The organism is Falsirhodobacter halotolerans, from assembly GCF_022899245.1.
Lineage (GTDB): Bacteria > Pseudomonadota > Alphaproteobacteria > Rhodobacterales > Rhodobacteraceae > Falsirhodobacter > Falsirhodobacter halotolerans.
This window is the reverse complement of record NZ_JALJAZ010000001.1, coordinates 1,233,007-1,253,824: the sequence shown is the minus strand read 5'-3', so window position 1 is coordinate 1,253,824 and position 20,818 is coordinate 1,233,007. Positions and strand designations below refer to the sequence as shown.

Below are 20,818 nucleotides of genomic sequence, written 5' to 3'. Positions count from 1 at the left end.
GTCAGGTCGGGGTGATGTCGTAAGGCGGCAGCGGGATGGGGCCATCCTCCGTGACCACCACTGGCTTTGGAAACAGCGTCTCCTCCGGGGCATCGGCCCCATGCGGCAGGATCAGGGTGATGCGCAACATGCCATCCACCCGTGTAACCGGCCCGCCGATCCAGTCGCTGTCAATCTCGGATCGCGGGAGGGTCTGCCCATCCGCCACACCGGACAGATCGAGGCGCTGGCCGTTCAGGGTCAGGATGTCGCCCTCGATCGAGGCGGTCAGCTGTTCGTCGCGGCGCACCGGGGAAAAGGAAATGTGCATCAGAACCACCTTCCAATGGCCATGGCGTCCACCCTTATGCTGGAGGGGGTCGAGGCAGGGTTGCCGAAAGCAATTATGCAGCGCGCATTCAGCGACCGCATCAGAACCGGAATGCCCCCCGCGAGAGCGCGGTCAACCATGTTCTGCTCTGACCCCGGCACCTCGATAGAGTAAAATGTTGCTGGCCCAGAAATGAACGAGGCAGGGTATTCCCAGCTCACAGTTCCGCCGGTTCGACCTGCGGTCTCGGTCGTGTTGACGGCCCGATATTTCCAGCAGATCTGTGTGCCATCAGCAAGGCGGGCATAATCGCCATTCGCATTCGACCCACGTTCGATCAGTCCGCCCGTGGGCTTGCCGCTTGCCTGACTGACCCCGCCCAGGATCGAGTTCTGATCGTAGATCATATTCCATATCGGGGAGAGGTTTCCGACCGTCGCATGCCGCCGATACAAAGCGCCGGATCCCGAGTCGGTTCGGGCAATGACCTGCAGCTTGGAATTGCCCGATCCGAAGGTGAACCCCGCCCACCGGGCATTTCCCGCCTCCGGGGCGTTGGCGGGAGGACTGCCAAGCCCCGAATTGCCGAACCCCCCCATCGGCACGGAGTTTAGATCGCCGGAAAAGTTATGCTCGCCGCCGATTCCGAACGCGCCCACCGTCATAAGACGGCCCGCCGTGGTGTCGGTCTGCGTGGTCTGCACCTCCAGCCCCAGCGTCTTGCGCATCGAGGCCACGTCTTCATCGTCCAGCAGCGTCCGCGCCGCCGGGGTCAGGGCGGTGGTGGACATCACCCCCGCGCCTGTAAAATACGGCAGGCGGTTTGCGGCCCCCGCAAGGCTCGACAGGGCCGAGACGTTGCCGTTGCGCACGGCCTCCAACACGGCCAGCGCGTTAGCGACCACGCGCTGCCCTTCGGGGGTGAAGGCGATCTCATAATTGGCTCCGCCCTGCGCCGCACCGGGCCACGGGAAGGCAAGCTTGAGGGAGGTGTTGCTGACGACGTCCTGAATGCGGACCGTCAGGCCCGCGATCCACAGCATGTCCCCGGCCCGCACCCCGGCGGACACCCAGGCGGTGCTCGCGCCGGTGACGGTGGTGGCATTGGCCCCGACAGTGACGGTGCCGGTCGAATAGGCGACGAGACTCATGGGACATCCTCGGTCAGTTGAGTGATCGCGGCTGCGCTGGCCGCGACGATGGGGGGCACGGCGGCGGGATCATCCGCCGCGGCGATAGCGACATCCGCTTCCTGCATCAGCCCCTCCAGACGGGCGAGACGCGGGGCGCGGGCGGCGAGGTCGTGCAGGATGACCTGCGCCACCTGTGACCCGGTGCTGGCGGTCACCCCGATCTCGGCGGCAATCAGCGGATAATCCGCCAAGTCGGGATCCGCAGCGGCGAGCCAGGACACGGCGTCCCGTTCGCGCAGCAGATCCCGCATGGGCATGAGAGCCGTGCGCGCCGCCTCCGCCGCACGGGCGACCGAGGCGCGGCCCACAGATTGCGCCGCCGCAAGCGCAGGCCCCGGATCGGGCGGTGGGGCATCGACAATCTGCCCCTCCACCACGCGGTGCCGGTCGGGGGCCGGCTCGAAGGGCAGCGAGGCGAGATCGACGCAGATGCCAAGGCTGCCGGTGGAGGCCGTAGCATCCTCCCATGTGTGGGCGGCCCCGGAGCCGAGTATGGCCCCGGAGGCAGGATCAACGATCAGGTATTGGATCATTTCATGCTCGATATGCAGATGAGCGCCCGATGGGCGAGATGCAGGTCCGGTCCGGCCTGCCCCCCGAACCACTCCACCGCGATGGCGTGGCGACCGGCGGGCAGGGTGAAGCTGGCGGCGAAGACCATGAAGTCCTGCCGGTTGCCCACGTCGCCCTGATTGCCGGTGATGCGGACCGACCGGATGTCGCCGTTGACCCGGATGCGGACCCCGAGGCCGGGCGAGGCGAAGCCGTTCTGATAGAAGTGCTGGCCGGTCCAGATCACCGACATATCCGCCCGCGCGGGCAGCGTGACGATGACGCTGTTCGCCTCACGCCATTCCCCGCCACCGCCGATGATCGAGCCGGTCAGATACTGGCTGACCGGAATGGTGATGGCGTTGTCACCGATCTTGGCGGTGCCGATCGACAGATCCCGCACGAAGGCGGCATCCATGTAGACGCGGCCCCCCGCAACGATGAAGGGCCGTTGCGACGTGTCGCCCGACACCACCCCAAAGAGGTCGGCATCCACCAACGCCTCGCTGCGCCCACCGGACGCCGCTTGCAGGTAGATCCCCGCGCGGCTGGGGGTGGCGCTGTTCGCGCCCGCCGCCGCTGCAAGCGCGATGCGCGAGGTTGCGCCGCCGATCCCCGCCTCGGTGGTGATCCGCAAGAGACCTTCGGCCCAGACATTGCCGACCCGAGTATCCAGCCGCGTCAGGCTGTCGCCCTGCGCCCGGATATCGCCTTCGGTGTCCCGCACCCGCGTGGCCAGATCATTGACCGCGCGGGACGAGGCCTTTTCGCCAAGCTCTGACAGCACGTCTGTCAGCGCGCTGCCCTGCGCCTCGATGCCGCGTTCGGTGGCATCGACCCGCCCCGTCAGCGCGGTCATTGAGGTCTGGGTGGCCTTTCCGTCCACATCCAGCCGTAGCCGCGCCAACTGATCGCCTTGCGCCGACACGTCCTGACCCTGCCGCCGCACGTCCAGCGTCAGGCTGTCCAGCGCCTCCGCCCCCGCCTTGCCCGCCAGATCGGCGGTCAGACGGGTGAGGGCCGTATTCTGCACGGCCAGCGTATCGCCCTGCATCGACACGGTGCTGCGCAGCACATCCAGCGCCCGGCCCGTGGCCAGTCCCGGCAGTTCGGTCCGAACCTGCCGCAGCTGCTCCGCCGTGACCGCCAGCCGCTCCGCCGTCTGGTCGATCCGGGTGTTCGCTTCCTGCAACGTTTCCGCGACGATCTTGCGACCGTCCATATCGCGCAGGTAGGCGGCGTAGGCCGCATCCACCACGTCGAGGGCCAACGGCACCTGTTCGTTGCGGATCAGTGCCATCTGCCCTGCCAGGGCCGAGATGCCCACAGCGCCGGTGGCCTCGATCTCGCCAATGCGTTGGTCGACCAGTTCGACCGAGGCCTTGCCGCCCAGATCGACCTGCATCGTCTCCAGCGCCTGACCTTGGGCCAGAAGGCCGGTCTCGGTTTCCCGCACCCGGCTCTCGATGCCCTCCACCACCTGCACGGTGCCGGTCAGGCGCCCATCGGTATCGGTCAGGCGGGCTTCCACCCCGGTCAGATCGGAGGCCAGCGCCTCATCTGCCGTGATGCGGGCGCGGCGCTCGCTGATCAGATCGGCGGATGACGCCCCCGGCGCGGGACGCCCGATCCCGATCCAGTCGATCTCCACATATCCCGCACCGCCCGTGGGCAGCACGAGGCGCAGCTGATCGACCAAGGCCGACGACTGGAGGGTGAGGGTCACGAGACCCGCATTGCCCTCACCCCAGACCGGTTCGGGGATCGCCGCCTGACGCGCCCCGTCCCAATCCTGCCCGACCTCGCGCCATTCGATCCGGCTCTCGCTCCAAGCGGGCGTGCCCGACCGCCGCAGGCGCATCCGCACCTGTTCGTAACGGGCCACATCGACGGCCAGCCCGTCAGGAGAGACCAGCAGGGTCGCCGGGCGGAGATAGCCCGGCACTACCACGGCCCCGCCACTCCAGCCTTCGGCCTCACGGTCGAAATACCACGTCACGGCGGTGTCGAACTGCGTGACCGTGCCGACCGAGAGGCCGCTGATCTGCCGGGCCAGCGCCTCCTCGCCATCCACCCGCGCGGTATCGACCGCGAGGATCTGCGACGACAGCCGGTCATTCTCCGCCGTCAGGGTCACCACCCGTTCGGCCAGCGCGCCCACCGCCGAGGCGGCGGCGGTGATCCGTTCCTCGAACCCCGCCACGCCGCCCACGTCGATCGCGGCCAGCACCCGCCGGGTCTCGTTGATCTGGGCGTAGGACTCGTAGGACAGGGCCGCGACATAGGTCTTGAGCCCTTCCATCTGATCGAGGATCGACCGGAAGCGCGCGGCCTCCGTTCTGGCCCCCTCCGCCCGCGCATCGGATTCGGCGGTGATGGTGTCGGCGAGGTCCGCAATCGCGGCCAGCCGGGCGTCCACTTCGGCGCGGACCTGCGAGGTCAGGCCGTTCAGATTGTCGGCGGCCCAATCGCGCAGTTCCTCCAGACTGCCGCGCACCTCCTCGGTCAGTTCGTCATAGGCGACATCGTCCCGACCAAGGCGGATATTGGGCGTCCGGGCCATCTTCCACGCCGTCCATTGCGGATCATAGCCGCGCAGGTCGGGACGGATGCGCGCCTCATAGACCTGATCGGGCAGGACATCGCGCACGATGGCCTGACCTGCCATCGGAATGGCGATATCGCGCAGAACCTCAGCGCTCCCCTGCAGGCGCACCTCCCAATGGACAGACGACAGAGGCTCCAACTCGTCGGTGTCCCATGACAGAACGAGGACGGGGCGGCGGGGCTTGCCGTCACCATCCGGCAGAAACGCGCCCTCCACATCGAAGTGCGCCATCTCGATCTGCGGCACGTCCCCCCAGACGATGGGCGTCGGCGTGTAGGGCAGTTCAAACCCCGGCTTCCAGTCGTAATCCTCGGGGTCGCGCTCGCGCAGCGTGACGCTGACCAGCTGGGTGACCGGATTGGTCGTAGTGGCCGCGACCTCAAACACCTTGGCGATGTAGCCGTTGCGCTCGCTGGTCCAGGTGATCGCGTCCAGCGGCTCCAGCGCGCCATAATCCGGCGGCAAGACGAGGACGTGACGGCGGAACCGGCGTTCCTCCTCGACATAGGCCCGCGCGAGACGCTGCACCTGCATTGCATAAGGCGCAGCGGCCAGCGTCAGGTCGGCAAACAATTCCTTGCCGCGATCGGCGGCCACATAGTCCGAGCGGATGTAGAGCGGCGCTTCCACCGCCTCCCACCCCGAAGCGGGATCGGGAAAGCTGGCGGAGACGCCATTGAACGTGTTCTCCAGCGTCGGGAACATGTCGAACATCTGGTTGGCGGTCGTGACGATGTCGCCATCGGTCATATGCGCTACGGGCACACCCGGTCCGCCCACGCGGATCCGCCATGTCCCACCGCTTTCGGTCAGCTGGATGGAGGCCGCCTTGGCCAGCTCCTCGATCACGCCCGCCGGTTCGTCCGACAGCATCACCTCATAGGACGTGCGCCAGGCCGGTTCGGTCGTGCCATCGGCATTCGTGACGGGCCGGTCGCAGGCGTCCATCGCCGCCATCCAGTTCGGGAGCGGCAGCTGATCGGCCCGCGCCCGCCCGCCATAGACCACGCCCCCCGGCAGGGTGACCCCGCGCAGCAGGTTGTAGATCTGCACGGCGGGGTTTTCCGATCCCTCCCACGTCGCAGGCTGCGACCAGCGCTGCGGACCGTTGCCGCCCACGCTGCTGTCGCGGCGAGGATCATAAAGCCCCGCGCCGTCCAGAATGAAGGTCGCCTGCGGAAAGCCCTGGAACCCCTCCGGCCACCAGCCATAGGTCATCACGGCATAGCAGATGCCGGTCCCCACCATGTCGGTGGTCCACGGGCGCGCATGGGGCGGGCGATACCGGGACACCAGCATCGGATCGGCGGCGGTCTGGGTGCCGTCATAGAACCGGACACGCGCATAGCCCGTCCGGCCATCGATGCCGATCTCACGCCCATAGTCGGGATGCACCTGATCGGTGATCTCGACCGCCTTGCCGTCGATCATCATGCCGACCAGCTTCTGCCCAGGACGCCCACCGAGGTGGATCACTTGATTCATGATCGGATTGGGCGTTTTGTAGCCCGCGATCGAATGGGAATAGGGCGGGCAGACATGCGAACCTTTGACCGCATACCGGCCCAGCACGAAGCTGTCGGGGTTGATGTCCCCGCGTCCCGCATCCTGCGCCCGGATGCCCGCCGATTGGCCCGAAGACGGTTTACCGGCCAGCGCCGATGACAAGGCCGTGGCCGCGACCGAGGTCAGCAGCTGCCCGCCGATCGTTCCCGTCAGCGTGGCCTTGGCTCCCGCCATCCATGCCGCCGACAGGCCGCCCGTGGCCCAAGCCAGTCCAACGCCCAGACCGATGGCTCCGACAACCTTGGCCACCTTGCTCATGTCATACCTCGAAGATGTGAGTGACGCGCGACAGGGGCAGCGCTGCCAGTCCCGCCTCGCTCAGATGATGCGCGGCCTCGCCGCCCCAGATGCCCATTGCGGGGCCGTCGCTGCCCTCCACGGCCACCAGATTGCCTGTGCGGGGCAGTCCGGTGCGAACAGAAAGGACCGAGGCGAAGAAGGCGACGTGATCGGCCAGCCCCCGCCGCCTCACGATCCGCAGCCCGCCGCGCAGGGTGGTGTATCGCCCGATCAGCCCGTCCGAGATATCCTCCCCCGTGCGCTGTTCGACCCAGCGGGCGGCGAAGGTGGCGCAATCATGCTGGCCATAAGCAAACGGACGCGCCGCCGCCTCCGCCAGATAGCGGTGCAGATCGATCATGGGATACCTCATGATATTATCGATGAAGAGCTGAATACGATGAGGCGGAACGGCGCCATTGATCAGTTTCGCGACCCTAAAGCCCGCAAACTTTAGTCCGCCGATCGGCGCTGAAGCTACCAGTCTGGCTATTGCTGATGATATGACGTCCGTCTATGAGACTCGTCGCTACCGCATATCCGGTATGCACTGGAGGACATATGGACTTTTCTCAAACAGCGGGACCCCCGCCCACGCCCAAACCTTGGTACCGGCAGCTGTACATTCAAGTGCTGGTGGCAATCACGCTGGGCATCCTGCTCGGGCATTTCTACCCCCAATTCGCGGCCAGCCTAAAGCCGCTGGGTGACGCCTTCATCAAGCTGGTGAAGATGATCATTGCGCCTGTGATCTTCCTGACCGTCACGACCGGCATAGCTGGCATGACCGACATGAAAAAAGTCGGACGGGTCGCCGGTAAAGCGATGATTTACTTTCTTACATTTTCGACACTGGCACTTATCATAGGCCTGATTGTTGCGAACGTGGTCACTCCCGGTGCCGGTATGAACATCGATCCGGCCACGCTGGATACCGCTGCCATTCAGAATTATCAGACCGCCGCGCATGAGACGACGATCACCGGCTTTTTGATGAATATCATTCCGTCCACCCTGGTGGGGGCGTTTGCCCAGGGTGACATCCTGCAGGTGCTGTTCGTGGCCGTTTTGTTCGGCATCTCGCTGGCGATGGTGGGTGACCGCGGCAAGCCTGTCACAGAGTTTCTGCAAATGCTCACCTATCCGGTATTCAAGCTGGTGGCGATACTGATGAAGGCTGCCCCCATTGGCGCCTTCGGCGCAATGGCGTTCACCATCGGGCGCTACGGCATCGGGTCGGTCGCTAACTTGGCCTTCCTGATCATCTGTTTCTATGTAACGGCACTTCTGTTCATCTTCATCGTGCTGGGCGCCGTGGCGCGGTATAATGGTTTCTCGATCTGGAAGCTGATCAAGTACATCAAGGAAGAATTGCTGCTGGTTCTGGGCACATCGTCGTCCGAAGCGGCGCTGCCGTCGCTGCTGCAGAAGATGGAACGCGCGGGAGCATCGCGCTCGGTCGTGGGTCTGGTCGTGCCGACCGGATATTCGTTCAATCTGGATGGCACCAACATCTACATGACAATGGCCGCTCTGTTCATCGCACAGGCGACAAACACCGACCTGACCTGGGGTCAGCAGATCCTGCTGCTGCTGGTGGCCATGCTGTCGTCCAAGGGTGCTGCCGGCATCACGGGCGCAGGCTTCATTACCTTGGCGGCCACACTGTCCGTCGTACCGACCGTTCCGATCGCGGGCATGGCCCTCATCCTCGGAATCGACCGCTTCATGTCGGAATGCCGTGCGTTGACAAACTTCATCGGCAATGCCGTGGCCACGCTGGTCGTCGCCCGCTGGGAAGGGGAACTGGATGTGGCGAAGATGAACGCTGCGCTGAATGGCACGCCGCAACCGCTAGAAGAGGCAGAAGTACCCGAGGCAATGCCACCCGCATTCAAAGACAACGTCTTGTCCTCCGACTAATCTAACGATCCGTAACTTAGAATGGCGTCCCTATCCCCCCCATGGGTCGCCGTTCGCGCCAGAGATCTTTGCGTATTGCAGGAAGGGATCGTTCGGACGCCGCGCCCGCAGGCTTTCGTCCGAACGCTTTCGTGGCAGAGACCGTGTCAGCATCACCGCGTTCGACAGGATCGAAAGGGCGATTTTCGCATCCCCGCCCTCCGCCGGGGTGGTGATGTTCACCCCTGACACCTCTCCATCCACCACCATGATCGGCGGGGCCAGCAGGCGTTCGTCCTCGGTCGAGAACTCCGCGCGATGGATCTCGCAGGGGGCAAGACGGACATCATAGCCGCGCACCGCCAGCTCCACCTCGGGCGCGATGCCCGAAAAGGTCAGCTGATGCTCCCGCACCTGAACCCCGATCTCTTGCACGAACTCCGGCAGAGCCTTTCCGGCCATGACGCCCGCGCCGTAATAGGTGCGAACCGTGCCGCCAACGGTGAAGTCCTGATGATCGTCGCCGGTCCAGAAACCGAGGGTGGCGCTGTTGCCGGTGGCCCGATCGCGCGCTTCGATCCAGACTAAGTGATGTGAGATGATGCCCGCGCGTTCGGCACGGGCGGCGGCGATGGCCGCAGGAATGTCGCGCATGGCCTTTACCTCGGGGTTTGAATGACGTCGAAGCCCATGCCGCGCGTGACTCCGCCCCGCGAGGTGCCGGGCGAGGCCGAGCCGGGAACGATTACCGCCTTGAAGAACGGTCGCGCCAGCACCACCGGCGTTCCGATCGACGCCCCCGGACGCAGGGCCGGGGTGACCTCAAAGACCGGCGTCGTGCCGGTGCCGCTGGCCACGGTCCGCATGCTGACGATCCGGTGGAAGGCATAGCGCACGGGGTTCGCCCCATAGGCAAAGGAGAACCCGTCCCCCGCTGACAGAACGTAGCCTGCAGGCAGACCGGTCAGACGCATCTCGCGGGGATTGGCGGGCAGGCCGCTGATGGTCGGTTGCGCCGCTCCCAGCACTTGACCCATGGGGTCGAGGCGGGGGAAGGCGCGAGGGACAGGATGGACGAAGAGACTGCGCCCCGCCTCGCGCAGGATCGACAGCCGCGCCATGGTGGCATCGGCATCGTCCCAATAGGCGGGCGCGAGCGTGATCGACGCCCGCCAGCGCCGCGCCCCGAGGCGGGCGGTCAGCCCGTCCCCGTCCTCGGTGAAGCCGCTCGAGATGACATTCTCCGTCAGATCGAACTCGCAGGACTGGATCTTGAGACTGGCGAAGAAGTTCTCCGCCGGCATCGGGAAGGGGAAGGCCATTATCCTCGGCTCCTCGGGTTGGCGGCGTGATGGCGAACCCTGCCTCCAAGCCCGCTGTCGTATTCTTCCAGCATCCCGGCGCTGATTGCCCCGGCCCGCTCTTCGACGATGGCATCGAAGTATTTGGACGGGACGATTTGCACACGCGATCCCCCATCCCCGCCGGACCTGTCGGCCATGCGCTCCGAGATATCATGGGGGATGATCTGCGTGCCTTTGGGCAGGTTCATCAACTCCCCTCCCCGTTCGTTCACCCAAGACCAGCCGCCGCGCCAGTTGTTCGTGCCGTTGGCATTGGCTCCGATACCGAAGCTACCGAGGATCTTGCCGAAGCCTCCGCCCGACCCGAGGCTGTTGAACATCGAGTTGAAGGCGGTGTTGGCGATGATATCCATGAGGCCGCTCAGGATGGACTTCAGCACATCCTTGAAGCTGCCGCCCTTGGTAATGAACTCGGACAACGCCCCACCGATGCTGTCGCGCCATTGGTTCGTGGCAGACTTCAGATCCTTCATATTCTGGATCTGGCGCATTTGCTGGTCGATGATCTTGCCATTCGCCGATTGCGCATCAACTCCGGCCTCCTGCTGCTTCTGCCAGATCGAGGTCTCGAGGTCCGTCATGTTGGCCGTGGCCCGGGCCTCGTTCAGCTGCGTGGCCAGATCATTCAGCACGGTCATCGAGGCGATGCCTTGCGTGAGCTTGGTGATCTCGCGCCCGATGGCCGAGGCCGCACCTACGCCGGCATCCCGCAGCGCCTGCCACGTGGTGACCTGCGCCTCGGTCATGCCCTTGGTCTGCTGAAGCATGGTGAACTGCTGGCGCAGGGTGTCGACGACCTCCTTGATCTTCTTCGCCGCCCCGCCTCCGGCCCCATCGCCCGCCCCGCCCGGGGGCGTTCCGCCGGGGACATCAGGGATCGTCGGAACGATGTCATCCGTGGGCTTCGTCAGCAGGTCGCGGATCGCGGCCAGGCTTTCCAGAGGCGCGCGGGCGCGTTCCCAGGCCGCGGTGGCCCGCGCGGATGCATCGGTGGCCGCTTCGGCGGCATCGTTGCCCGCCCGGTTCAGATCGGTCAGAGCATCGGCGAGGGGTGATTCCGACAGGTTCGTGCGGAAGGTCTTGTTGATCGAGGCATTCACCTTGCCGAGGAACCCGGCAAAGGTCGCCAGCATGTCATGCAGCGCATAGCTGAACTCGGACTTCATCCCGAGCCATGCGGCATCCATTAAGGCGACTATGCTGGCCGCCCCCGCGCCGATCCGGTCCCAGACGTCAACGGCCACGTCCTTCAGGAGACCGAGCGCGTTGCCGAACCCGCCCGATGCCCGCACCAGATCGATGAACTTGCTGACGAGATACCCGGCCGCCACCACCGCCGCCCCGATGCCGGTGGCGATCAGCGCGCTACGCAGGGCGACCAGCGCACCGGAGAGCAGCTTCACCGCACCCGCCGCCAGCGCCGAGGTCCGGCTGGTGGCCCCGAGGGCGATGTTGAGCGCGATGGTCTGCTGGACCGCCGAGATGGAGGCCTGCACAAAGCTGACCCCGACAGCGAAGGCATACCGCGTGGCGATCACCCCGCCCGCAATCGCGGCGGTAACGGCGATCTGCTGGAACACCGCCGCAATCGTGTTGCCGTGGGTCGTGACGAAGGTCGCCAGCGACGACATGGCATCGGCCACTGCAACAAAGGCATTGGCCACCCCGCCCGAGGCCATGAACACCCGGTCGAACGCGCCGACCAGCGTGACAAAGCTGTTGCGGATCAGCGTGATCCCGTCGCCAATCGTCGCGGGCATGTCGCCCGCCTCGCGGCGCAGATCTTCCAGACTGCCTAAAAGGGCGCGCGAGATCACATCGGCGGTGATCTTGCCATCCTTCTGCATCTGCCGGAGACCGCCCACGGTGGTGCCGAGTTCGGCTGCCAGCGCCTTTGCGATCCGATCGCCGTCCTTCAGGACGGTGTTGAACCCGTCGCCCTCCATCTTGCCCGTCGCCATCGCGTCGGTGATGGCCTTGGTGACCGAGGCCGCACGCTCGCCCCGCGCCCCGTTGATCACCAGGGCGTTGTTCAGCGCCTCGGTGAAGTCGAGCTGCTTCTCGGTCGAGAACCCCAACTCCTTCAGCGCGGTGCTGTTGCCGAGAAAGGCCTCGGTCGTCTGCCCCAAATCAGAATAGGATTTCCGCGCCATCTGGCTGATGCGGTCCATGACCGCCGGGGCCGCTTCCATGCTGCCCACGGCGTTACCAACCCGTGCCGAGAGGTCCGACCATTGATCGGCGGCGTTGGCCACCGTGCGGGCCGTGAATATCCCGGCAAAGGCTACCGAGATGCGCGTGGCGATCCCGGTCATCTTCGCCTGGAACGACTGCGCGTGGCGCGTGGCCCCCTGCATCCCGCCTTGGAACTGCGCGCTGTTGAGGCCAAGGTTAACCCGCAGATTGCCGATGACGCTGGATGACATGGGTCGTGCCTCTCTTTTGCCAATCGGCAAGGGTGATCTTTGGGAGCTGCTGGCGCATCAGCCCCAGAGCCAAGCCGACATCGACCGCCGCACCCGGAGGCTTGAGCAGGTCAGAAAGCCTGGGCATCTTCTTCATGCGGGTGAGCCCCGCGGCGAGGTAGGCGGCGGTCACGCTCTGCTCGCGTTCGCGAGTCAGACGCGCCGCCGCCCCCGCCATGTGGATCTGGTAGAGCCGCAAGGTTAGATCCCAGAAGGCGGCGGGATCGAACCCCGCCTCGACATAAGCTTTGAGCAGGGCCGGAATGGTCAGCGGACGCGCGTCCGCCCGGCCCCCGTCTTTCCCGCAGGTTTGACCCCGGAACCGGTACCAACCTCAGGCGATGCGGCCTGCAAAGCCCGTCCGATTGCATTTATGTCCGACGAGATGATTTCTCCGGCCAATTCGATTGTCGCGTCGGGATGGTGTTTCATCAGCATGGCATGCCCGATCGATCGCAACAGCCTCATGTCGGCATTGCCTTCCTCGGCCATCTCAAAGGCTTTGAACGGGTCCTTCCCGGTCATATCCTCAAAGAGGATCATGGCATTCATATCCATGCGCAGTGTGTAGGTCTCACCGTCAAGCTCGACGGTTACCTCTCCCAAAAACCGGTTCTTCATCAGACCTCCACCGCCTCCGACAGACGGAACGTCGCCGTCGCCGTCATCTTGTCGTTGACCGGGGCCGTGCGGGCGTAACCGCTGAGATAGCCCGCGAAGACTTCCGGGATCGCGGCCGCCGGCGCAACCGCGGGCAACGTGATTTCGATCAGCACGACCTCTCCCGAGGCCTTCAGCTCCTTGAGCATCTGATCGCTCGCGCTGCCGGGGATGTAGTTCATCGGCACCGCCACCTCGCCGCCGTCGATCAGGCCGGGGATGAACTGCTTGCGCCGCCCGGGCGATTGCATGTGGGTGACATCGATCTCGTCCACCTGTTCGTCGGGCATCTCGATGTCGCCGATCAGGTCGAGATCGGTCCATTCGGGGTTGGCCCCGCGTCCGATGCGGACGGTGGAGCCGTAGCCAATCAGGCCGGCGGGGGATGTGTCGGGCATGGTGTTACCTCTGATACAGGATACGGAAGTCGAGCGAGACACGATGCAGGGGCGTCGTGTCGCCGGTGTCGTAGCGGTCCCTCACGCCGTCGAGGAACACGCCCTGGAAGATCCCGCCGCGATGCCCGTTCAGGCCCCGCCGCAGGCTTTCGCTCAAAGTCTTGGCCGCGCCATAAGTCGGGGCGTAAACATCGAGCTGGATGCGGGCGCGGGACAGGCCGTCCGGCCCGCGCATGTGGTGATCCTCGGTGTCGCTGATCGTGTTCAGCACCACCGCCGGGGCATCGGTGCCGGATGCCAGAATGCCGAAGGAGACCGGCACGTCGGTCAACGTGCGGACGAGTGTCCGGAAGGCCTTTTCCATGTCAGCGTCCTCGTGCCGCGCGTTTGGCGATACGGGCGACCGCCTTGTCGATTTCCTGCCGCAGCAGCGGCTTCACCCGCTCGATGGTGGGCCCTGCCTCCGCATCGAAGGCCGGTCGCATAAACGGGTCCGGCGTGTGGTGCTTCGTTCCGAACTCCTGGAACACGGCGTAGAAGACGCCCGCGCTGACGACTGGTCCCATATAGATGGCCACCGCCGGATTGACGCCCCGCGCCTTGGCCTCGCGCCGGGCCGAAATCATGGCATCCAGCGCACCGGCCTTGGCGCTGGCGGCATCGAAGGTGGTGCCGAGGGATTTGGCATCCATCGCCGCATCCTTCATGAAGGCGGAGTAGGCCGCGTTGCCCACCTCGCCCACCGAACGGGCGCTGATCTGGATGGCGTCCGCCAGATCCCCGAACCGACGCGGCGCGAAGAGTTCGGCCTTGGCCCGCATCGGTTCGGCCGCCTTGGTCAGCGCCCGCCGCATGACCGCCGTCCGCGTCGACTTGACGGCGATCTGCTCCATGGCGGCCTGAAGCTCTTTAACACCGTCGAGCTTCATCCAGACCTCACCGCGCCGAGCCACGGTCCGACCTCGCACTGGCGGTGATTTCGAGCGATGCCCGGCGATCAAGTTCCTTCACGCCGAGAATGTAGAAGGTCAGGCCTTCGCATATCAGCCGATCGGTCGAGGCGATGGTGCGGGTGAAGGACGTGCTGCGCACCACGAACCGCGCCATGCGCTCCGAGAGTTTCGTCTGCGACTGCATCTTCTCGCCGTCGCTGACATCGGTGCGGCTGGCCCACAACGGATAGCCTACCGGTGCCCAGTCCGTTTCCACCTCGGCATAACCGTCATCGACCCGGTCCGATCGCAGGATCTGGATGCGCCGATCAAGCGCGCCCGCCCGCATCAGACCGCTGGCCGTCGGTACGGCGTGATCAGCCGTTCGACCCCAAGCGGAATGGCCGTCATCGCGCCCCCACCCGCCACCGCCTCGCGGTTCGCATACCAATGCCCGACCAGCAGCAGGATCGCCTGCCGGATCGGCATCGGCATCCGGGGATAGCCCGCCTCGACCGTAACCCGAACCACGGTCTCGCCGCGCGGGGCGGCGGGCCAGTCTTGCCCCACCGGCGCGCACAGAAACACCCGCCCGGCGGAGGTCATCAGCCGCGCCCCCTCGACGGGGATCATGGCGCCCGAAGCGTTGCGCCACGTCACGCTGCGCACCGCGCGCACCGGTGTCAGATCGATGACCATTTCGGCCGCGAAGCCGTCGAAGTCCTGCTGCCAGACCTGTGGCAGGAGATGCCGTCCGAGAATGCCGGAGGGACCGTCGAGATACTCGTAGGCCGCAAGAACCAGCCCGGCAATGTAGATGCCCTCCTCCGGCCCGTCGACGCGAAGATGCGCCATCACATCCGCCAGCGGGATCGGCTCCGCCGCGGGATCGGTGATGCGGACCGGAGGATGCCCTCTCATGTCCGCTTCCGCCCTTTCGCCGCCTGCTCCGGCTCGGGCGCGGGGTCCGGCCCCTCGGCTGCGCCATCGGTGCCGAGGGGCACGACCGGTCCCTTCTCCAGATTGGCCTCGACCAGAACCTTGCCGACCAAATGGGCCACATCCCCGGGCACCGCCGTGCGGGTATCGCCGGGGGCGTAGGCGCGATCACCGTCATGGTGACGCAAAACCTTGTACTCCATGTCATCTCTCCTGTGGGGAAGGATCACGGGCGGCGGCACCGCCCGTGATACGGCGCGGATCAGCCCCCGGCAGGTGCGACGGCGGTGTCGCCGTAGATGAAGGCCTCGGGGCGATAGACCGCCAGCGCCAGACGCTCCTCGGCCAGGATCGTGACCTTGTTGCGCACGAAGTCGTCGTTCTGGAACCCGACCTCGATGCGGCTGGTCCACTGGTCGAAGATCTGCGCGCCCAGCTGGAAGGCCCCGGTCAGGAACTTGCCCACCGTCATCGCCGGGGTTGCGACGACCGGAATGCCCCAGAGAGTCGGCGTGGCCGTGCCCTGCGGATTGCCGATGATGTAGCGCCCGTCGGTATCTTTCAGACCGATGATGTTGTCCCAGTCGATCGGGTTCAGCACGTGGCCCGTGGCGGGGAATTCGGCCAGCGCCGCCTGAAGCATCGCCAGGCGCAGCACATCGAGCGTCTGGCTCGCGGGCCGCGCCCCGGTCGGCACGGCATAGGGCGTGGCCTGCGGCACGATGCCCAACAGGTTCTCGCCCGTACCATCGCCATAGAGCATCTGGCGCTCTTCCACGAGCTGGAGGCCGAACAGCAGGCGCGTGTCGATCAGCGACTCGATCTGGGCCACGTCCGACAGCGTCTGCTTCGACACGCGGAACCAGTGCGCCAGCACCTTGGTGGTGATGCTCTTGTCGCCCAGCTTGATGTCCGACTGCGGCTTCAGGGCCCCTTCGGCCACGGGGGCCGCGTTGTTGGTGAACCCCGTCTCCTGCAGATACTGGATCAGCGGCCCGTCGGTGCGGCCCGGCATCAAGAGCTGACGGATGGTCAGGCGCTGCTGCGGCAGGGCCAGAATACCCGGCAGGCGGTTCGGCAGAATGGCGGCCCCGACCGAGCCCGCCGCGTCGTTGCGAGCGGTGGTGATGTCGGCCTTCACTTCCATGCTGACCGCCTGCCCGTTGCGCGGCATGTTCGACATGGACTTGAACTCGTCCTGCTCGGCGAACTTCTGGCCCAAGGTGCGGGTGTCGACATCATCGCCACCGCCCCGCGCGGCCTTCTGCTCCAGCGCGGTAATCTGCGCCTTCAGACCGTTCATCTCGGTCAGCGCGACGTCGAGCGATTCCTTCGTCGCGGCGTTCAGCTCCTTGCCGGCGGCGGCATCGGCCAAGGCCTTTTCGGCCTGTTCCTTGACGCCGTCGAGCTTGGTTTCGAACGCGGTTTTGATTTCCGTCGCCATCTCGGCGACCGATTTCTGTTCCATGGGGAACCTCCAGATATGGGTGATGGGCCTCAGGCCCGGAGCGCGGCCAGGAATTGGGCCACGTCATTCGCCGCTGTGGCAGGTTCCCCCTGCCCCTTCAGGTGGATGCGCGCGGCGCGCTCCGCCTGCGAGTTCGACAGGCCAAGTCCCTTGGCCATGCGTTCGAACTCCCGCTCGGTCAGCCGATCCCCGGCTGCGAGCTTCGTTACGATGTCCTCGATCCCGTCCGATTTGACGGCGGTGATCCGGGCCTTCTCGTTCATCGGGAAGGTCACGGCGGAGACCTCGTAGAGATCGACCTCGTGCAGGACGCGGATCTTCTCCTCGTATTCCCACCGGGTGACGCGGTAGCCCATCGACAGCCCGCCGATCGCCCCACCCTTCATCAGGGCATGGACCTCCTTGGCCTTGGGCACGTCCATGATCATCCGGCCCTTGACCTTCAGGCCGCGCCGATCCTCCACCAGATCATCCCACACGCCGATCGGGGCGGAGGGATCATGCTGCCAGAGCATCTTGATCGTCCGCTTGGCCTTGGTGGCGGCCGCCAGACCCTCGACAAACGCCCCGGGCGACAGACGGTCGCCGCCGAGATCGATATTGCCGAAGATCGCGGCATAGCCCTCAACCACGCCGTCCGGGCTGATCTCCTTCAGCTCAAGCGCGAAGTCCTTCGTTTCCATCATCGGGTGATCTCCTTGATCTTGCCCGCCTCGGTGATCGGGACGTTCTGGATCTGCATGCGGGGCACATCCCCGCCCGTCACCGGCTCCATGTTCTCAAGCGACCGGACCTCGTTGATCGTCATCCAGCCGTTGGACAGGGCCGAGGCGTAGAACGCCGTCCGCGCCGCGCTGTCGCCGCGCAGCAGGCCTTCGAGGTTAAACTCGATGACCACGCCCGCCGCCCGTTCGGCGGGGGTCAGCAGCTGCTTCATCAGCGCCGCCTCGATCCGCTTCAACCGACGGCGCAGGGTGAACTTCTGGAAACCCAGCGTCTGCTGCTCCAGTCCCGTGCCCCAGCCCTTCATGTCGCCGCTGTGGCCGATCATGAATGGCGGCACCCCGAAGACGCGGCAGATGTCCTCGATCGACATGCCCCGCGCCTCGACCATCTGCGCATCGTCGGGGTTCATGGTCATCGGCAGCCACGTCACCCCGCCCTCTAGGACCATGGGACGCCCGGCATTTTGCGCGCCCATGAACTTATCGACCAGCCGCGTCTCGGCAATTTCGCGATTCTCGGGGGTCAGGAAGTCCGAGAACACCAGCGCCCCCGAGGGCCGCATCCCGTTGCGGAACGTGGCCCCCACCGTCTTGTCGATCGCCTGCGCCATGCCGAACGTGTTGCGCTGGAAGCTGAGGGGAGACATGCCCCCGAGAGGATGCCCGCCAAAGCCCCGGATGTGCAGCACGTTCTCGTCAGTCTCGACATGCGCCACCCCCTCCGCTGACCAGCGGTATTCCAGCGTGCCCGACCCGCGCCGACGCACCGAGACGATTGACGGCGCGATCGGCACGAGGCCGATCACCTGCCCCGCCGTGCCACGCACGATCCGGGCATAGGCATTGCCCCAGAGTTCCAGGGCGGCGTTCATGAACTCCCAGAAGTCCATCGCCGTCTGGTCGTAGTTCGGGCTGTCATGCAGGATCGCATAGAGCGCATGCCCCCGATTCAGCTGACGCTTGCCGTCCCGCCCCGTGCGATAGACCATGAGCGGCATCGAGGCGATGGTGCCGCTCAGAAGACTGACGCAGGCCCAGACGGCGGACAAGCCGAGGGCCGTGGTCTCGTTCACCTGTTCTCCCGCCTCCGATCCGCCGCCGCCGCCGGTCGAGACGCGTTCCATGTCCCGCCCCCGGAACACGAGATTGGCGGCCTTGCGCAGGAGCCGCTTCATGCGCCGACCAGGCTGCGGAAGTAGTCGTCCTGCCTCTTCTTGCGGGATTCCTTCGGCGACCGGCACAGCGCCATGCCGACGCTCATGGCCTGCGACACCATCCCGTCGATGCGCCCGAAGGCGTTGGGTTTGTCAAACATGCGGTGTCCGGTCCTGTTCTCGGCATAGACGACGCTGGCCGCCATGCTGTCCATCAAGGGGTTGGGCGCGATCCGGATGCGCGTCTCATAGATCGCGGTCTCCAGCTTGTTGATGCTGTCGGGCATCCACAAGTAAATCTCCTGCTGGCCCTCGGGCAGTGTCTTGTCCTTCTCGAGGATCCGCTTCTGGAACCCCTGCGGGTGGATCTCGGCGGGCAGCACCACGCCGATGTCGTCGAGGTTCTCCTGCAACCGCTCGAGCCCGTATTGGTCGCAACCGATCGCCGCCGGCGCGAACCGCGCGTTGATCCCCGCCAGAGCCTCGGCCAGCCAGGCATATTTCAGGCGCTCGCCCGGTACGGGTTCGATATGGCCCTGATCGGCCCAGAGCTCGTAGGGGGCCTGATCGCTCGCCGCCCGCTCGGCCAGCGTGTCCTTCGGCGTCCAGAAGAACGTATGCGACACGAACCGTTCCGCATCCTTCGTCGGATCGATCAGCCAGGTCAGCGTCAGCGCCGTGAAGTCGCGCGTCTGGCTGAGGTCGAGCCCGCCGTAGCAGGGGAACGTGCTTGCGGCCATCGCATCCAGATCGACTTCGCCGCGGCAGGCCTCCCATGCCTCGCGCTTGATCGCCGCCGTCGTGGCCTGCGTCCATTGGCAGAAGTGCAGCCGCGCGATCGTGTTGCGCTTGCCCGGCATCTGCTTGGCCTGCTTCACCTGCGCCGCCAGAAACTCGTCGGTGATCGTCACGTTCAAGAGCGGGTTTACCTTGACCCAGCACGACGGATCATTCTCCCAGTCGTCGCCCTCATCCAGCGCGCAGACAAATGCGAAGGTCGTGTCATCGTCCACGATCCCCGCGCAGACGTTGATCGCGTGCTGATGCTCTTCCCAGCATATCGATTTGCGGTCGGACCCGCTGTTCGTCGCCATGCAAAGAAGCGGCTGCTTGCGGAACTTGAAGCCCCGCTCCAGCATCTCGATCGTGTCGCGGCTCGGGTGCTCATGCACCTCGTCGCACAGCGCGGCATGCGGGCGCGGGCCCGACTGCCCGCCGCTCTTGCTCTCGTTGGCGATCGGCTTGAAGAACCGCTTGCCGCCATCCTTGCCGATATAGGTCAGCTGCCAGACCGGGTTCTCGCCTTGCGTCGTGACCCGCTGCGACAGCGCGGGCGATTGATCCCGCATCGCCACCGCGTCACGGAACAGAACCGCCGCCTGCTCTTTCTTGGCGGCGGCGGCATAGATCTCCGCGCGCGGCTCGTTGTCGGCCACCATGAGGTAGAGGCCAATTCCGGCCAGCATCGGCGACTTGCCATTGCCCTTCCCCTCCTCGTCGTAGAACCGCCGGAAGCGGCGCAGGCCTGTGGCCTTCCACTTCCAGCCAAAGAGCGAGCCGATGCGGAACGCCTGGCTGGGATGGAGCACATACGGCACCCCCTCGAACTGCCCGCCGTTCAGACGCAGGTTGCGGGCAAACCAGCCGATAACCTTCTTGGCCCCGGCCAGATCCCAGATGAGCCCCCGCGCCGGACCCTCGACCAGATCGCGCAGATGCCGCGCCGCCGCATCTCGGACATGCGGGCCCGCCAAGATCTTGCGGTCCACCACGTCCTGCGCCCAAGCCGTCACCGGATCGGCGTTGTAGCGGGCGATGTCGTCAGGTGAAGTCTCCATCGCTGTCACCTTCTCCAAACCGGAATCCAAGCTGCGCCGACGCCCCGAGCGCGCGTTCCGCCGCCGGGGTCATGCCGAAGTCGCTGGCCAGCGCCCGGATCTGCCGCCATGTCTCGTTGAGCTGTGCCACCTCGGGGCGTGACTTGAGCTGGTCGCCCGCGCGCCCCTTGCTCAGATACGTCTCGCCCAGTTCCTCGAGCAGGACGATGTACTCCTCATACCGCACCACCGAGCGGCAGAGTTGGACGAACATGAAGATGTTGACCTCGTTCAGCCGATCCTTGGTCGGGTGGCAGAGCGGCGGGGCCAGCCGGTCGTAGACCCAGCGGACCTTGTCGATCATTCCCTCCGGCCGCAGCTGCGCGGCCTTTGCATGGGCGCGCTCCTGGAGGTTATGGCCACTGACCCCGTCATCCTTGAGCGGCACGACGGAGGATTCGTTGGGACGACGACCTCGCGCCATGC

22 protein-coding genes are annotated in these 20,818 nt (G+C 65.7%); 1 reads left to right on the top strand and 21 read right to left on the bottom strand.

The window, feature by feature from the left end:
• Window position 1 precedes the first annotated feature (1 nt).
• Genes MU449_RS06680 through MU449_RS06660 form a run of 5 tightly spaced genes read right to left on the bottom strand, consistent with a single transcriptional unit; the run spans window position 2 to window position 6,869 of the window.
• Window positions 2–310 carry a hypothetical protein gene (locus tag MU449_RS06680; protein ID WP_244737235.1) on the bottom strand — a complete coding sequence of 103 codons (309 nt, stop codon included), beginning with the start codon at window positions 308–310 and terminating at the stop codon, window positions 2–4.
• On the bottom strand, window positions 310–1,461 hold the full coding sequence (locus MU449_RS06675) for a hypothetical protein (RefSeq protein WP_244737234.1): 1,152 nt from the start codon (window positions 1,459–1,461) through the stop codon (window positions 310–312). The genes MU449_RS06680 and MU449_RS06675 overlap by 1 nt, the downstream gene beginning before the upstream one ends.
• On the bottom strand, window positions 1,458–2,036 hold the full coding sequence (locus tag MU449_RS06670) for a hypothetical protein (protein ID WP_244737233.1): 579 nt from the start codon (window positions 2,034–2,036) through the stop codon (window positions 1,458–1,460). Before MU449_RS06670 ends, MU449_RS06675 begins: the two co-directional genes overlap by 4 nt.
• Window positions 2,033–6,487: a phage tail protein gene (locus tag MU449_RS06665; RefSeq protein ID WP_244737232.1), complete on the bottom strand. Its 4,455-nt coding sequence runs from the start codon at window positions 6,485–6,487 to the stop codon at window positions 2,033–2,035. The genes MU449_RS06670 and MU449_RS06665 overlap by 4 nt, the downstream gene beginning before the upstream one ends.
• Window position 6,488: 1 nt before the next feature.
• Window positions 6,489–6,869 (bottom strand): DUF6950 family protein, encoded by a 381-nt coding sequence (locus MU449_RS06660; protein WP_244737231.1) that lies wholly within the window; start codon window positions 6,867–6,869, stop codon window positions 6,489–6,491.
• 200 nt (window positions 6,870–7,069) lie between these two features.
• On the opposite strand from MU449_RS06660, the gene MU449_RS06655 reads away from it, so the two are divergent.
• Entirely contained in the window at window positions 7,070–8,431 is a 1,362-nt protein-coding gene (locus MU449_RS06655; RefSeq protein ID WP_244737230.1) for a dicarboxylate/amino acid:cation symporter, read from the top strand.
• Between the two features lie 30 nt (window positions 8,432–8,461).
• Here MU449_RS06655 and MU449_RS06650 read toward each other — a convergent pair whose 3' ends face one another.
• The 16 genes from MU449_RS06650 to MU449_RS06575 all read right to left on the bottom strand — a co-directional run bounded on the left by MU449_RS06650 (window position 8,462) and on the right by MU449_RS06575 (window position 20,816).
• Entirely contained in the window at window positions 8,462–9,064 is a 603-nt protein-coding gene (locus MU449_RS06650) for a hypothetical protein (RefSeq protein ID WP_244737229.1), read from the bottom strand.
• Window positions 9,065–9,069: 5 nt separating this feature from the next.
• Window positions 9,070–9,732, bottom strand: coding sequence for a hypothetical protein (locus MU449_RS06645; RefSeq protein WP_244737228.1), 663 nt, complete (start codon window positions 9,730–9,732; stop codon window positions 9,070–9,072).
• The gene (locus MU449_RS06640) at window positions 9,732–12,200 is read right to left on the bottom strand and encodes a tape measure protein (protein ID WP_244737226.1); all 2,469 of its coding nucleotides are present in this window, start codon (window positions 12,198–12,200) and stop codon (window positions 9,732–9,734) included. The genes MU449_RS06645 and MU449_RS06640 overlap by 1 nt, the downstream gene beginning before the upstream one ends.
• Window positions 12,166–12,438, bottom strand: coding sequence for a hypothetical protein (locus tag MU449_RS06635; protein ID WP_244737225.1), 273 nt, complete (start codon window positions 12,436–12,438; stop codon window positions 12,166–12,168). The genes MU449_RS06640 and MU449_RS06635 overlap by 35 nt, the downstream gene beginning before the upstream one ends.
• 68 nt (window positions 12,439–12,506) lie before the next feature.
• Window positions 12,507–12,860 carry a hypothetical protein gene (locus MU449_RS06630; protein WP_244737224.1) on the bottom strand — a complete coding sequence of 118 codons (354 nt, stop codon included), beginning with the start codon at window positions 12,858–12,860 and terminating at the stop codon, window positions 12,507–12,509.
• Window positions 12,860–13,297 carry a phage tail tube protein gene (locus MU449_RS06625; protein WP_244737223.1) on the bottom strand — a complete coding sequence of 146 codons (438 nt, stop codon included), beginning with the start codon at window positions 13,295–13,297 and terminating at the stop codon, window positions 12,860–12,862. The genes MU449_RS06630 and MU449_RS06625 overlap by 1 nt, the downstream gene beginning before the upstream one ends.
• A gap of 4 nt (window positions 13,298–13,301) precedes the next feature.
• Window positions 13,302–13,661 carry a tail completion protein gp17 gene (gene gp17, locus MU449_RS06620; RefSeq protein WP_244737222.1) on the bottom strand — a complete coding sequence of 120 codons (360 nt, stop codon included), beginning with the start codon at window positions 13,659–13,661 and terminating at the stop codon, window positions 13,302–13,304.
• Window position 13,662: 1 nt separating this feature from the next.
• Entirely contained in the window at window positions 13,663–14,250 is a 588-nt protein-coding gene (locus MU449_RS06615) for an HK97-gp10 family putative phage morphogenesis protein (RefSeq protein WP_244737221.1), read from the bottom strand.
• A complete protein-coding gene (locus MU449_RS06610; protein ID WP_244737220.1) occupies window positions 14,234–14,578 on the bottom strand; it encodes a head-tail adaptor protein in 345 nt (114 codons plus the stop codon). The genes MU449_RS06615 and MU449_RS06610 overlap by 17 nt, the downstream gene beginning before the upstream one ends.
• Window positions 14,578–15,150 carry a head-tail connector protein gene (locus MU449_RS06605; RefSeq protein WP_244737219.1) on the bottom strand — a complete coding sequence of 191 codons (573 nt, stop codon included), beginning with the start codon at window positions 15,148–15,150 and terminating at the stop codon, window positions 14,578–14,580. The genes MU449_RS06610 and MU449_RS06605 overlap by 1 nt, the downstream gene beginning before the upstream one ends.
• Complete coding sequence (locus MU449_RS06600; RefSeq protein ID WP_244737218.1) at window positions 15,147–15,371, bottom strand: hypothetical protein; 225 nt, start codon at window positions 15,369–15,371, stop codon at window positions 15,147–15,149. The genes MU449_RS06605 and MU449_RS06600 overlap by 4 nt, the downstream gene beginning before the upstream one ends.
• Before the next feature lie 59 nt (window positions 15,372–15,430).
• Window positions 15,431–16,636, bottom strand: coding sequence for a phage major capsid protein (locus MU449_RS06595; protein ID WP_244737216.1), 1,206 nt, complete (start codon window positions 16,634–16,636; stop codon window positions 15,431–15,433).
• Window positions 16,637–16,665: 29 nt separating this feature from the next.
• The gene (locus MU449_RS06590; RefSeq protein WP_244737215.1) at window positions 16,666–17,322 is read right to left on the bottom strand and encodes an HK97 family phage prohead protease; all 657 of its coding nucleotides are present in this window, start codon (window positions 17,320–17,322) and stop codon (window positions 16,666–16,668) included.
• A complete protein-coding gene (locus tag MU449_RS06585) occupies window positions 17,319–18,536 on the bottom strand; it encodes a phage portal protein (RefSeq protein ID WP_244737213.1) in 1,218 nt (405 codons plus the stop codon). The genes MU449_RS06590 and MU449_RS06585 overlap by 4 nt, the downstream gene beginning before the upstream one ends.
• On the bottom strand, window positions 18,533–20,353 hold the full coding sequence (locus MU449_RS06580; protein ID WP_244737212.1) for a terminase large subunit: 1,821 nt from the start codon (window positions 20,351–20,353) through the stop codon (window positions 18,533–18,535). Before MU449_RS06580 ends, MU449_RS06585 begins: the two co-directional genes overlap by 4 nt.
• Window positions 20,337–20,816 (bottom strand): P27 family phage terminase small subunit, encoded by a 480-nt coding sequence (locus MU449_RS06575; protein ID WP_244737211.1) that lies wholly within the window; start codon window positions 20,814–20,816, stop codon window positions 20,337–20,339. Before MU449_RS06575 ends, MU449_RS06580 begins: the two co-directional genes overlap by 17 nt.
• Window positions 20,817–20,818: the final 2 nt, after the last annotated feature.

Bases quoted from the DNA above. Each gene is read 5' to 3' on its own strand.
- MU449_RS06665 (WP_244737232.1), bottom strand. From the start codon at position 6,487: ATGAGCAAGGTGGCCAAGGTTGTCGGAGCCATCGGTCTGGGCGTTGGA.
- MU449_RS06625 (WP_244737223.1), bottom strand. From the start codon at position 13,297: ATGCCCGACACATCCCCCGCCGGCCTGATTGGCTACGGCTCCACCGTC.
- MU449_RS06610 (WP_244737220.1), bottom strand. From the start codon at position 14,578: ATGCGGGCGGGCGCGCTTGATCGGCGCATCCAGATCCTGCGATCGGAC.
- MU449_RS06660 (WP_244737231.1), bottom strand. From the start codon at position 6,869: ATGATCGATCTGCACCGCTATCTGGCGGAGGCGGCGGCGCGTCCGTTT.
- gp17 (WP_244737222.1), bottom strand. From the start codon at position 13,661: ATGGAAAAGGCCTTCCGGACACTCGTCCGCACGTTGACCGACGTGCCG.
- MU449_RS06650 (WP_244737229.1), bottom strand. From the start codon at position 9,064: ATGCGCGACATTCCTGCGGCCATCGCCGCCGCCCGTGCCGAACGCGCG.
- MU449_RS06645 (WP_244737228.1), bottom strand. From the start codon at position 9,732: ATGGCCTTCCCCTTCCCGATGCCGGCGGAGAACTTCTTCGCCAGTCTC.
- MU449_RS06595 (WP_244737216.1), bottom strand. From the start codon at position 16,636: ATGGAACAGAAATCGGTCGCCGAGATGGCGACGGAAATCAAAACCGCG.
- MU449_RS06675 (WP_244737234.1), bottom strand. From the start codon at position 1,461: ATGAGTCTCGTCGCCTATTCGACCGGCACCGTCACTGTCGGGGCCAAT.
- MU449_RS06680 (WP_244737235.1), bottom strand. From the start codon at position 310: ATGCACATTTCCTTTTCCCCGGTGCGCCGCGACGAACAGCTGACCGCC.
- MU449_RS06590 (WP_244737215.1), bottom strand. From the start codon at position 17,322: ATGATGGAAACGAAGGACTTCGCGCTTGAGCTGAAGGAGATCAGCCCG.
- MU449_RS06670 (WP_244737233.1), bottom strand. From the start codon at position 2,036: ATGATCCAATACCTGATCGTTGATCCTGCCTCCGGGGCCATACTCGGC.
- MU449_RS06585 (WP_244737213.1), bottom strand. From the start codon at position 18,536: ATGAAGCGGCTCCTGCGCAAGGCCGCCAATCTCGTGTTCCGGGGGCGG.
- MU449_RS06605 (WP_244737219.1), bottom strand. From the start codon at position 15,150: ATGAGAGGGCATCCTCCGGTCCGCATCACCGATCCCGCGGCGGAGCCG.
- MU449_RS06630 (WP_244737224.1), bottom strand. From the start codon at position 12,860: ATGAAGAACCGGTTTTTGGGAGAGGTAACCGTCGAGCTTGACGGTGAG.
- MU449_RS06600 (WP_244737218.1), bottom strand. From the start codon at position 15,371: ATGGAGTACAAGGTTTTGCGTCACCATGACGGTGATCGCGCCTACGCC.
- MU449_RS06575 (WP_244737211.1), bottom strand. From the start codon at position 20,816: ATGGCGCGAGGTCGTCGTCCCAACGAATCCTCCGTCGTGCCGCTCAAG.
- MU449_RS06655 (WP_244737230.1), top strand. From the start codon at position 7,070: ATGGACTTTTCTCAAACAGCGGGACCCCCGCCCACGCCCAAACCTTGG.
- MU449_RS06580 (WP_244737212.1), bottom strand. From the start codon at position 20,353: ATGGAGACTTCACCTGACGACATCGCCCGCTACAACGCCGATCCGGTG.
- MU449_RS06640 (WP_244737226.1), bottom strand. From the start codon at position 12,200: ATGTCATCCAGCGTCATCGGCAATCTGCGGGTTAACCTTGGCCTCAAC.